This window comes from Cellulophaga baltica, from assembly GCF_900102165.1.
Classification (GTDB): Bacteria; Bacteroidota; Bacteroidia; order Flavobacteriales; family Flavobacteriaceae; genus Cellulophaga; species Cellulophaga baltica.
Window position 1 is genome coordinate 24,607 of the sequence record NZ_FNBD01000003.1, and the last position, 12,946, is coordinate 37,552.

The 12,946-nt window shown below is 33.5% G+C and carries 11 protein-coding genes; 6 read left to right on the forward strand and 5 right to left on the reverse strand.

Annotation, left to right across the window (positions count from 1 at the left end):
- Nucleotides 1-146 precede the first annotated feature (146 nt).
- Complete coding sequence (locus BLQ19_RS05790) at nt 147-1,691, reverse strand: glycine--tRNA ligase (protein WP_024482651.1); 1,545 nt, start codon at nt 1,689-1,691, stop codon at nt 147-149.
- Between the two features lie 37 nt (nt 1,692-1,728).
- The gene (locus BLQ19_RS05795; RefSeq protein WP_024482650.1) at nt 1,729-2,625 is read right to left on the reverse strand and encodes a DUF8428 domain-containing protein; all 897 of its coding nucleotides are present in this window, start codon (nt 2,623-2,625) and stop codon (nt 1,729-1,731) included.
- 128 nt (nt 2,626-2,753) lie between these two features.
- On the opposite strand from BLQ19_RS05795, the gene BLQ19_RS05800 reads away from it, so the two are divergent.
- Entirely contained in the window at nt 2,754-3,374 is a 621-nt protein-coding gene (locus BLQ19_RS05800; protein WP_367888684.1) for a ComF family protein, read from the forward strand.
- 92 nt (nt 3,375-3,466) lie between these two features.
- Nucleotides 3,467-5,080, forward strand: a complete 1,614-nt coding sequence (locus tag BLQ19_RS05805; RefSeq protein ID WP_074537719.1) for an Ig-like domain-containing domain — start codon at nt 3,467-3,469, stop codon at nt 5,078-5,080.
- Here the strand turns inward: BLQ19_RS05805 and BLQ19_RS05810 are convergent.
- Both BLQ19_RS05810 and BLQ19_RS05815 read right to left on the reverse strand, forming a co-directional pair.
- Nucleotides 5,064-5,837 carry a nitrilase family protein gene (locus BLQ19_RS05810; RefSeq protein WP_074537720.1) on the reverse strand — a complete coding sequence of 258 codons (774 nt, stop codon included), beginning with the start codon at nt 5,835-5,837 and terminating at the stop codon, nt 5,064-5,066. The genes BLQ19_RS05805 and BLQ19_RS05810 overlap by 17 nt on opposite strands.
- Nucleotides 5,838-5,849: 12 nt before the next feature.
- Nucleotides 5,850-6,317, reverse strand: a complete 468-nt coding sequence (locus tag BLQ19_RS05815) for an ankyrin repeat domain-containing protein (RefSeq protein ID WP_024482646.1) — start codon at nt 6,315-6,317, stop codon at nt 5,850-5,852.
- A gap of 340 nt (nt 6,318-6,657) precedes the next feature.
- Between BLQ19_RS05815 and BLQ19_RS20910 the strand changes: the two genes are divergently transcribed.
- The 4 genes from BLQ19_RS20910 to BLQ19_RS05840 all read left to right on the forward strand — a co-directional run bounded on the left by BLQ19_RS20910 (nt 6,658) and on the right by BLQ19_RS05840 (nt 11,605).
- Nucleotides 6,658-8,841, forward strand: coding sequence for a PAS domain-containing sensor histidine kinase (locus BLQ19_RS20910; RefSeq protein WP_139150207.1), 2,184 nt, complete (start codon nt 6,658-6,660; stop codon nt 8,839-8,841).
- Between the two features lie 4 nt (nt 8,842-8,845).
- Nucleotides 8,846-9,253 (forward strand): response regulator, encoded by a 408-nt coding sequence (locus BLQ19_RS05830; RefSeq protein ID WP_074537943.1) that lies wholly within the window; start codon nt 8,846-8,848, stop codon nt 9,251-9,253.
- A 91-nt stretch (nt 9,254-9,344) separates the two neighbouring features.
- Entirely contained in the window at nt 9,345-11,183 is a 1,839-nt protein-coding gene (locus BLQ19_RS05835) for a PAS domain-containing sensor histidine kinase (RefSeq protein WP_074537721.1), read from the forward strand.
- 2 nt (nt 11,184-11,185) lie between these two features.
- Complete coding sequence (locus tag BLQ19_RS05840) at nt 11,186-11,605, forward strand: response regulator (protein ID WP_024482642.1); 420 nt, start codon at nt 11,186-11,188, stop codon at nt 11,603-11,605.
- Here the strand turns inward: BLQ19_RS05840 and BLQ19_RS05845 are convergent.
- Entirely contained in the window at nt 11,586-12,902 is a 1,317-nt protein-coding gene (locus tag BLQ19_RS05845) for a DUF5689 domain-containing protein (protein WP_254788251.1), read from the reverse strand. The two genes, BLQ19_RS05840 and BLQ19_RS05845, sit on opposite strands and share 20 nt — an antisense overlap.
- Nucleotides 12,903-12,946 lie beyond the last annotated feature (44 nt).

Genomic DNA, 12,946 nt, shown 5'->3' on the forward strand with positions numbered 1-12,946 from the left:
TTAAGTTTCTGATTCTCAATGAAAATACAAAAAATAGCGGTTAAATGTTTTACATTTTCTATTACTAGATTGTAAATAATTCTTAAGGCACAAAAAAAGGGTCTAGAATTAAAAATTCTAGACCCTTAAAATATCATTAAAAAATATTATTGCATTTTCATCAACCATTCTTTCATAGCTACCGCTTTACCTATGATGGTTTTTAAATCTTCAATAGCCACTCTTTCCTGCTCCATCGTATCTCTATGACGAATAGTAACTGTTTTGTCTTCTAAAGATTGATGATCTACTGTAATACAAAATGGTGTCCCATTAGCATCTTGTCTTCTATAACGTTTTCCGACGGCATCTTTTTCATCATAAAACACATTAAACTCCCACTTTAATTCATCAATAATTTCATGAGCTAATTCTGGAAGTCCGTCTTTTTTCAACAGAGGAAATACCGCTGCTTTTGTTGGAGCTAAAACAGCAGGAAGTTTCAATACGGTTCTTGTTGTTCCGTTTTCTAATTCTTCTTCCTCTAGAGAATTAGAGAAAACAGCTAAGAACATACGGTCTAAACCAATAGAAGTTTCTACCACGTAAGGAACGTAATTCTTTTTTAAATCGTTATCAAAATACTGCAATTTCTTACCAGAGAATTTCTCGTGCTGCGATAAATCAAAATCAGTTCTTGAATGAATCCCTTCTAATTCTTTAAATCCAAATGGAAATTTAAATTCGATATCTGCAGCAGCATCCGCGTAGTGTGCTAATTTTTCATGATCATGAAAACGGTAATTGTCTTGCCCCATACCCAAAGAAAGGTGCCATTTCATACGGTTTTCTTTCCACTTTTCATACCATTCTTGTTGCGTACCTGGTTGTATAAAAAATTGCATTTCCATTTGCTCAAACTCTCGTTGTCGAAAAATAAACTGACGTGCTACAATTTCATTACGAAAAGCTTTCCCAACCTGTGCAATTCCGAAAGGAATTTTCATACGTCCTGTTTTCTGAACGTTTAAAAAGTTTACAAAAATACCTTGTGCTGTTTCTGGCCTTAGGTATAAGTCCATAGCACTATCTGCAGATGCTCCTAATTTGGTACCAAACATTAAGTTAAACTGCTTAACATCTGTCCAGTTCTTTGAACCAGAGATAGGGCAAACTATATCTAACTCATCAATTAAATTACGAACATCTACTAAATCTTCATTTTCTAATGATTTACCCAAACGTTTTAATATAGTATTTATCTTTTCTTGATAATCTACAACACGTTGATTGGTGGCTAGAAATTGATCTTTATCAAAAGTATCTCCAAAGCGTTTTGCTGCTTTAGCTACTTCCTTATCTATTTTAGCTTCAATCTTAGCAGTGTAATCTTCTACTAAAACATCTGCCCGATATCTCTTTTTAGAATCTTTATTATCTATCAATGGATCATTGAAGGCATCTACGTGACCTGAAGCTTTCCAAACCGTTGGATGCATGAAAATAGCAGAATCTAGCCCTACAATATTATCATTCATTTGAACCATGGCTTTCCACCAATATTCTCGAATGTTCTTTTTTAGTTCCGCACCGTTCTGAGCATAGTCATAAACCGCACTTAAACCATCGTAAATTTCACTAGATTGAAAAACATATCCATACTCCTTAGCATGCGATATTACTTTTTTAAATTTGTCTTCTTGATTTGCCATGCGGCAAAAATAGAATATTACCCTAAAAACGAATAATTTATTTTAACTGAAATTCAGTTGAAGTAAGCAATTTTTCGTTTTCAAATACATTTAGGGTATAAGTTCCCTGTTCTAACGATCCTTCGGGCACACTTATAGCATCACAAATATCTTCTCTAGTACCGTCAAAAATAAATTCAACTTTCTTACTATAGGTGTTACCGTTTACATTTATGGTAAATGCATTGTGTGCAATTACCTTTTTCTGCGGATCTAGAAACTGTAAATAGATAATCTTCTCTTCCCGAATTACATCTACATTTGCAGCAACAGCAACACAACCTCTAAGCCTTGAAATAGTAGAAGCTTTGTTGGTCTGTATTGGATCACCTCCACGAATTCTATACCCAGTACCCTCTGGTCCTTGCAGCCTTAGGTAGCTTTTAATTTTTAGCTTCTCACTAATAATCTTATTTTGCTTAAGTAAGGTAGCTTCTGCTTCTTCTAACTTTCCTGTTTTATTTTCTAAAATTTCCATCTTAGTTTTTGTCTCGTTATATTTTTGAGACAAAATAGAATTGTTATAACGTAAAGAATTGTTTCTAAGCCTAAGCGTATCATGCATTAACTCCATTTTACGAAGCTCTTTGCGGTATTCACGAAGCTTTGCGATATCAAAATTTAAAACCCCTACAGAATCCAGTAGCTGATCAATTCGGTATTGCGCGTGCTGCATCTCTATTTCATTCACTTCATTAGAAGTAGAAAGCCTAGAAACCTCTGCTTTCATCATGGTTAAATCTTTAACCAATATAGCTTTCTCATCCTCTAAATAATCAATTTTATTTTGAGATTGCGCATAGCTATAGTAAAATGCAATTAGAATACCAATCACAACAGCAATTAGTGCCGCAAGGAGTATTTTATAATTGAATTTAGTATCTTGATAATTCATTTAAGGCTAAGTAGGTTTTTGTAATTCGGTTTTAGTCAATCAAATATATGTATATAAGGTTTTCAAAGATACTAAATGATATTAACAGCATCCTAGTACCCAGGGGGTGTTTTGGATGTAATGCACACTTGAGTAAAGGTGAACGATTAATCTGCACCGTTTGTCGAAACCAATTGCCGCTTACCGAGTATACCTATAACGTAGAAAACCCTTTTGATAGTATTTTTTATGGTCGCGTTTCTGTAAAAAAATCAAATTCTTTTCTATTCTTCACGGAAAACGGTATCGTCAAAAATCTTATTCATCACTTAAAATACAAAAATCAAGAACAAATTGGAGCTTTTTTAGGAGATTGGTGCGGAAGTATCCTTAAAGAGAACGGAAATATTCCTAGCATGGACCTTGTAATTCCTGTGCCGCTACACAAAAAGAAATTAAAAAAAAGAGGATACAATCAAGTTAGTTTGTTTGCTCAAAAAATTGCCCATCACCTAGATGCAACTTTCCTTGAAGATGTGCTTATAAAAACTAAAAACACAAAAACGCAAACAAAGAAAGACCGTTTTTTCCGATGGCAGAGTAATCAAGATTTGTTCAAGCTAAATACGACCCACATAGTCACCAATAAGAATATCCTCATCGTAGATGATGTAGTAACTACTGGTGCTACTTTAGAATCTTGCGTAAAAGCTTTTGAAACAGAAAAAGGAGTTACTATCTACCTTCTTACGATGGCTATTGTATTATAAACTTAACATTTTGTTTTATTTTTTACTCCTAGATCAAAATGAAATTTTAGTAAAATAGTTGTTTCTTTGTTATTTAGAATTTGACTTTTATTATGATCAGACGATTCCTTGCTTGCTTGTTTCTATTATTAGCTTCAATTTCTTTATACCAATGTGCTCGTAGAGGAACCCCTTCTGGTGGTATTAAAGATATCATTCCGCCAAAATTGGAAAAGGCGGAACCAGCAAATATGACGGTGAATTTCAAAGGGAATAAAATTCGCCTTTATTTCAATGAATACATCAAATTAAATGATGTACAGAATCAGCTCATTGTTTCACCTCCACTAAAAAACACGCCTATAATTACTCCTGCAGGTGCTGCTAGTAAATATGTAGAAATACAACTGAAAGACACTTTAAAAGAGAACACCACCTATACTTTAAATTTTGGGCAGAGTATTGTAGATAATAATGAAGGAAATCCTAATAGCTTTTTTACGTACGTTTTTTCTACAGGTTCTTATATAGATTCTTTAAACCTTAAAGGGGTTGTTGAAGATGCTTTTGATAAAGAAGCCGAAACCTTTGTAAGCGTTATGCTCTATGAAATGGATAGTACGTATACCGATTCTACTATCTATAAAAAACCACCGAATTATATTACTAATACCTTAGACAGTACGGTTTTGTTTGAGCTTAAAAACCTTAAGAAAGGTACCTATGCCTTATTTGGACTAAAAGACGAGGGAAAGAATAACCTGTTTGACCAAAAAGTTGATAAAATTGCATTTATAAAAGATTCTGTAGTATTACCTACCGAAGAAATATACTTGCTTACTTTATTTAAAGAAGAGCCAGATTATAGCATTACTGTTCCAAAATTTGAAGCGAAAAATAAAATTATTTTTGGGTATCAAGGAAACTATAAAGACATCAAAATAAATACCCTCTCAAAACTACCAGACACCGTAAGAACAATGGTGACTAAACTAAGGGATAAGGATACCCTAAACTATTGGTTTACCCCATTTGAAATGGATTCATTACAATTTACCGTAACTAATGAAAGGCAAAAAGTAATAGACACCTTTGTCGTTAAGAAAAGAAAGCTAGCATTAGACTCTCTTGTTTTGAAACCTACTATAAACGGAACTATTGGTTTTAATGAAAATTTTGCCATTGAGGCCAATACTCCTATTACTAAAATTGACACCACGAAAATAGCGTTCATCAATAAAGATTCTATTGCCGTTAAATACACAGCGTCATTAGATAGTCTAAAAAATAGTCTTGAAATTAATTTTGATAAAGAGCCACAAGAGGCTTATAAGCTTGCTATTTATCCTGGGTTGATTGAAGATTTCTTTGAAAATACCAATGATACTATTGTATTTAATCTAAAGACAAACAAATATACGGATTATGGTAATTTTGTCCTAACCTTAAGTGGAAATGTTACCTACCCTGCTATTATTCACTTGACAGATGAGAAGGGAAAAATAAAGCGAGAACAGTACGCCACAGAACCTAAAGATATTTTATTCAGTAACATTAGTCCCGGGAAGTATTTAGTTCGTGTAATTTCTGATACAAATAGCAACGGTAAATGGGATACGGGTAGTTATTTAAAAAATATACAACCAGAACGTGTGAGTCATTCTCCAAAACTTATAGAAATGCGTGCCAACTGGGAAGAGAAATTTGATTTTATACTTCTAGACTAAAAGTATCTTGATCTTCAAGAAATTTTAATTTTTTTCTAGTGGTATCAATATGATCTTTAGATAGTGTGGCATAGCTAACCCCAGGTATATCTGAGAATACCAACTCTTCTCCTAGCGCATCATACACCGCAGAATGTCCTGGATACTCATGCCCTAAGAAATCAAATCCTGTTCTATTTACACCTATACAATACGCCATATTCTCAATAGCTCTAGCTTTTAGTAAAGCATCCCAAGCATTAATTCTAGGTTTAGGCCAATTAGCCAGATAAAAAAGCACGTCATATTGTTCTACATTTCTAGACCATACAGGAAATCGTAAATCATAACAGATGAACGGACATAATTTAAAGTCTTTGAAATTAATGAGGGTTTTACTTGTACCAGCAGTATATACCTTACTTTCTCCCGCTAGCGTAAATGTGTGCCGTTTATCATAAACAGAAACTTTGTTTGGTTCCACAAAAAAAAGTCGGTTATAATAGTTGCCATTTTCACTGTATACAATACTCCCCGAGATTGCAATTTGCTTCTGTATAGCCATCTTGCGCATCCAATCTAAGGTTTTTTCACCTTCAGCTTCCTCAATATTTTCGGGATGCATCGTAAACCCCGTTGTAAACATTTCGGGTAGTAGTACTAAGTCTACTTCTGCCTTAAGAGTGTTAAGCACAGTAGCAATATGATCCCTGTTTTTTTGGGGCTGCTCCCAGTGCAACGCTGTCTGTACTATAGCTATATTCAACGTATTAGACATCTATCTAATTTATTAATCCTTAAATAACGCAATAAGCGAGGGTACCGCTTGCATTTCTGCATGTTCTAAGGCTGTTTTGCCCCGAACGTCCTTTATTGTTTTGTCCGCGCCGTGCTCCAAAAGTAATTTCGCAATGTTTGCTCTATTAAATGTAGCAGCATAAATTAGCGCCGTAGCTCCCATGCTATTTTGCTCATTAACATTTGCTCCTTTATCAATCAATATTTTAGCAATATCTTCATAACCTTTAAAACAAACCCCCATTAAAGCGGTATTGCCAGAAGCATCTTTCATATCTATTTTGGCTCCACTATTTAGTAATAATTCTACAATTTCTAATTGATCATAATAGGTAGCTAAAATTAAAGGAGAAGACCCGCGTTGATCTTTACTGTGTAATAAAACCGGATTCTGCTTAAGCATAGCATTTACTTCTGTAAAATTGCCATTTCTTATTTCATTGAAAAAAAATTCATTCATAGGATAAATCTGATATATAAAGATATAAAATAAGCATTTAATTCATTTAATTACTCTAACAAATTGATTAGTTGTAAGCTTACCCACAATTTCAAATCTGAAAATTTTTAATAAAATGAAGTTAAATCTTACAAGTATATGTACTTTTACCGCCAAATTTACGCTTAAAGACTGTATATAATCACGTTTATTGTATTTAAATAGGATACTTAAATAGATGTATTACTTAGATTGAACATTAGATTAAAATAATATTTTGTACATTAAACACTTACATATTGCTCGTTTTTTCTTACTTTATTAAGAATAATGAACATATAACCCATAATCACAAAGCGCTTTGAGTATATTATCCTCCCTAAATTATCTCCAAGATTTGCCTATCGCTATAACAGTGATTGATTTGAATTTTAAAATTAAAAATCAATCTAGCGCATGGCTAAAAGAGTTTCCTAATGATTTTAATTCTAGCTCTATATCATTCTTAGAATATCATTCAATACCGCAGCAAGTAAAAGTAGAGGTGTTGAAAATGACCGAGAGTCAACAAATTACACCTATAGAATTAGAAGTAAAAAACCATTTAAATTCTTGGTACCGATGGAAACTTTCCCCTTCTTTTTCGAGTGAAAATAACTTTTCGGGTATCATTATTATTGCTAAGAATATCACGGAAGAAAGAAGAGAAAGAGAATTATTAAAAAAAGCAGAGCAAGTAGCACAAATTGGCGCATGGGAGTTAGATTTAATATCCAATAAATTATTTTGGACCGATATAACTAGAATAATACACGAAGTTCCTGAAGACTATACACCTACATTAGAAAAAGGCATAAATTTTTATAAGGCCGGACATCATAGAGAAACCATTACTGCAATTGTAAGCGATTCTATAGCCACTGGTGATACTTGGGATACAGAATTAATTATCATCACCGCTAATAATACTGAAAAATGGGTTCGTGCACGTGGAGAAACCGAAATTATAGATGGCAAATGCGTACGTGTATACGGAACTTTTCAAGATATTCATGAACAGAAATTAAAAGACATTGCCTACACCCGCCTTGCCGAAAGGTTGAAAATAGCAACAAAAACTGCTAAAATTGGAATTTGGGAATATAATTATACCAACAAAAACTTATTTTGGAGTGATGAGATGTTTGATCTCTACAAAATACAAAAAGCAGATTTTGATGGTCACAAGAGTTTTTGGGATCAAAGCTTACATCCCGAAGACAGAGAATTTTGCATGCAGAAAGTTAAAGAAGCTTTTGAACTGAAAAAAGATTTAGAAGTAGAATTTAGAATAATTCTTCCCAACGGAAAAATAAGGAATATCAAATCTGTTGCTTATACAGAAGTAGATATTTTTGGTGACGCTAAAAAACTTGTTGGTGCAAATTGGGATGTAACAGAGTTAATTTACACACAATTACAGTTAACCAAAAGTGAAGAATCTATGCAACAAGCATTTGAGAATTCTTCTGTAGGTATGGCTCTAATTGGCCTAGAAGGCAATTGGATTGATGTAAACTCAAGTCTATGTACCAGTGTTGGTTACAGCCGAGAAGAGATGATTCAGAAAAAAATCATTGAGGTTACGCACCCCCATGATTGGACCAAAGATTCGCACTTTATTAAAAAGATGCATGAAGGTAAACTTACGAATTACACCATTGAAAAACGCTTTTTTCACAAAGATGGCACCATTGTAAATGCCTTGTTAACGGTTACAACAGTTCATAAAGTTAACGGAAAACTATCACATTTCATTGCTCAAGTGATAGATGTAACGGCAATGATTGCTTCCGAAAATAAAACTAAATCTTTATTAGAGATCACGAAACACCAAAATGAAAGCCTATTAAATTTCGCTCACATTGTCTCTCATAATTTACGATCGCATTCTACAAATTTATCAATGCTAACCAACTTCCTAAAAGAGGAAACTGATAATGGTGAGAAAGTAAATTTAGAAAGAATGTTAAGTGATGCTTCTGAAAGTTTAAGTGAAACGGTACACCATTTAAATGAAGTTGTTCACATTACCACTAATACTCAAGAAAATTTAAGTAATGTAAATTTATTTGATTCTATTAAGCGTGTTGAAAAGAACATATTAGCCTTACTTAAAGAAAAAAATGCCAGTTGTAACATTTTGGTAGAAAAGGACGTTATTATTAAAGCTGTTCCGGCCTATCTAGATAGTATCTTACTAAATTTATTTACCAATAGTGTAAAATATTCTTCTCAAGAACGGAACCTAGAAATACATATAAAAAATAAAATTACCAATAATCAGGTTACCTTACATTTCTCTGATAACGGACAAGGAATCGATCTGAAAAGACACGGAGAAAAACTATTTGGCATGTATAAAACATTCCATAACCATAAAGATGCAAAAGGAATAGGGCTCTTTATTACCAAGAATCAAGTTGAAGCCATGAATGGGTCTATAACTGTACATAGCACCGTAAACAAGGGAACAACCTTTGTATTAACTTTTGAAAAAGCATAACCCAATGATAGAATATGTAGAAAATGCCTGTGTGATAGATGACGATCCAATCTCTGTATTTGGTTTAAAGAAAACAATTAAAGAAACAAAATTCTGTAAAGAAATTATCGTTTATGAAAATGGATACGAAGCCATAAATGGACTAAAAGATTTACTAAACACTAATAGTAACATACCTCCAATTATATTTTTAGACTTAAATATGCCCATCATGGATGGTTGGGATTTTTTAGAAGACTTTATTAAAATACCCGAAGAAAACAGAAAAAATGTTAGAATTTATATTATAAGCTCTTCTGTTGACCCTAGAGATTTGATAAAAGCTAAAAGTTATAGTGCGGTAAATAATTTCTTCGTAAAGCCTGTAACGACTAATGATTTACAGAAGGTAATTGACGAAATTTCGCAATAAATCAACTACATTAGAGTTATATAAATCTTGACTTTCAATAATTGTTGTAAATCTTTTCTTAAATTTAATAATCAACTATTAAGTATTTTCTATGGGTTCTTTTTTTTCACAGATTAAAGTCAACGAATCCTTAATAAGAGATGCGCCAATCCCAGTTGCGACCTTAAATAGTGAATGTGAATTTCTATCCTCATCAAGGATGTTTTTAAAGGAACACGGCATTACAATTGAAAATATCATTGATAAGAATTTTTTTGATGTTCTTCCTAGCTTCCCTCCCGCATTTAAAGAAATCTTAGACCGCTGTTTATTAGGAAATTCTTGTCAAAATGAGGGTAAAAAGTATCTTTTACAGGATGGTAGAAACGTTTGGCTTAAATGGAAAATTAACCCTTGGACAAAAGAAGACGGTTCTGTAGGTGGCCTTGTTATTGTTCTGGAAAATATTACCGATCACAAAAATATTGACGAGTTAGTCAAAGAAGCTCAAGAAGTAGCTAGAACAGGAGGTTGGCAGCTCAACTTACTTACATACAAGGCTCAATGGACTAAGATGGTGAATATTATTCATGAAATGCCTCTGGATTATGTTCCTCAGACTTTTGATGAATGCTTTGTACATTTCAAAGAAGGCCGGCACCGAGATCTGATTCTTAAAGCCACTCATGAGGCTATTGAAAATGGCACCCCTTGGGATGAAGAAGTAATCATGATAACAGGTACAGGTAAAGAACTTTGGATTAGAACAAAGGGGCGTGCCGAATTTGTTGATGGAAAATGTGTTAGAATTTATGGTATCTGCCAAGATATAGATCCCTATAAAAGACCACAATTAGCGTATAGGGAGGCTGCTGAAAAATTAAAAAGCGCAATATCTGCTTCTAATGTGGGCACCTGGGAGTATGATTTAAATACAGGACATACTATATGGGATGATATTAATTTTGAATTACATGATATCGATAAAGAAAATTACACCGGGAGCCTCTATCGGAATTGGAAAAAATCACTACACCCAGATGACATTAAACGCGTACACAATGAAGTGGTTTCTTACTACAATGGAAATGGCTCAGGAGTACTGGAGTACCGAGTGCTGTTACCCAATAATAGTGTTCGCAATATTAAAGCAAGTGTTACCATTTTAACAGGACCAAAAAATAATAAATTTAGAGCTTTAGGTATTTGTCAAGACATTACCAACGAAAAGAATACCGAAATAAAATTGAAAAAATTTGCAGAAATTACTGGCGAGCAAAATAATAGCCTCACCAATTTTGCGCATATGGTTTCTCATGATTTACGCTCGCATTCCACCAATCTTTCTGTTTTAACTTCATTGATTGAAGATGAGAAAGACCCAGAGGAACGCAAACAGATTTTAGAGATGTTAAAAAGTGCTACCAATAGTTTAAACAGCACTGTGTATAATCTGAATGAAGTGGTACAATCTACGGACACTAATATCCAGTCTAAATTAACTCAAATCAATATTCTAAAAGCAATAACCACCGTTCAAAACAATATTGGTACGTTATTTCAAGAAAAAAAGGGAATCTGTATGTTAGACGTTGATCCAGACTATTCTGTACATGTGGTACCCGCCTATCTTGACAGTGTCTTACTTAATTTATTTACCAATAGTCTAAAATATTGCGCAACGACCAGATCACCAATTATCAAAATTTGCACAACATTAATCGATAAAAAAGTTCAACTAACTTTTGAAGATAATGGCAAAGGCATCGATATGGCAAAATTTGGTAAAAATATTTTTGGCATGAACAAGACTTTTCATCGTAACAAAGATGCTAGAGGTGTTGGGTTATATATTACAAAAAACCAAATTGAAGCCATGGGGGGCACGATAACTGTAACTAGCGAAGTAAATGTAGGCACTAAATTCACCATTAATTTCCAAACCATTTAGCTATGAATCCTTTTATAAAAAAAATCTACTTTGTAGATGACGACCCTATTTTCGTTTTCATATCTAAAAAATTGATGAAAGAAGAAAAATTTACGGAGTCTATCGCAGAATTTGAGCATGGAAAACAAGCTATTGAAGCTTTAATAGAATGTGATCAACAAAATGAGTTATTACCTACCGTAATCTTTTTAGACCTTAGCATGCCCGTGATGAGTGGTTGGGAATTTCTTGATAGTTTTCAAGCGGCCCCCATAGAGAATAAAGAGCAGATTAAAATTATTGTAATGAGCTCTTCTATCAACCCCTTAGAGATAGACATGATTAAAAACTATCCTGTTGTTCATGATTATATAGTTAAACCTATTACCCCGGCAGATTTAAACAAAATTAAAGTTTGTCTCGTTAACGAATCCCAGGCGTAAAATTAACTGGTGCTTGTTGAGGCATATTAATTGTTCCTGAAGCTCCAGTGTCATTATAAATAAGCCATTCATCAAATGAATAAGCAGTATTCCCCTTATTAATTACAGGCTTACGTAATGCTCTACCATCTTCAAATTCATGATTGGTACCGGAACCATCTGTTCCTATAACCCCGAAAATATCAATTACTGTATCAAATGGATCTACCAATACTATAATGTCATCCCCATTTGAATCTGCCGCACTACTCGTCGCAACTTCCATATCTGGAGTAAAACCATATACGGTATTAAATTCTTTTCCATTTGGGGAAATAACTAGTGTAGAGTTCGCCTCCAAAACAATCCCTGATAAGTTAATTGTTGCACCAACCGTTGTATTTGCATTGATATACCTGAGCAAACGCCAATTTTTTAAACTTAATGAAGCTCCCGAATTATACAGTTCAATAAACCGAGCATCTGCATTGTTTTCTGGATCTGCAATTTCACTGATAAAAACCGAGTTTGATGTAAATTCATCTATTAAATCTTCGCAGCGTTCTTGATCAAATTTCAAATCATTGGTATCTCTTACCACTAAAAAATAATCATCATTCTCCTGAAGGAGTACTCCCGTGATTGACCCACTTCCTTTTGGTAAGTTTATATTCTGAAAATCCGAATACCCGCTATTTCTTATAACAATCTCTCTATCCAAACAGTCTATTAGAGTCCTATCAGTCTCTTGCTCCTTAACAGCATACGTTTCTATTAACTCTGCACTAGCAAATTCAATTTGTTCAATCTGCACCAACGTATTTTTAAATCGTACCAAACTATCTTGAAGCGAGATTGAAGTAGGAGCAAGCTCCTTGGCTTGTTCACAAGAAATAAATATATGCTGATTTACAACTGGGGCTGGTAATCTACCTACAGAAATATTCCCAAAAGAACTAAATACACCCCCAATCTTATAGACACCTTTGCTCTTACCTAGATACAATCCTTTTAATTTTATTAAAATTTTGCTTCCAATAGGATAAAACAAATGACTGTCTCGAATATCTAATTCAATCTGCAAGCCTTCTGTAGGATACTGATAATCATCTTGAAGGTGGAGAACTCCAAAAAAATTCCCTGCCTCATCAGATGATATTACGTAGCCTTCTATTATCAAATCTTCTTGTATCTGGATTGTTTCCTCATCATACAAATTAAAAATCTGTGTAAATGTAGTATTTGCAAGGAGTTCTTTCTCACAAGAAATTTTCAACTGATCAAAATCTCTATTTTTTACGCAGGAACAAGGAAGCATTAGAAGTACGCTTATTACCATTAACACCCTAAATAAAAATGATC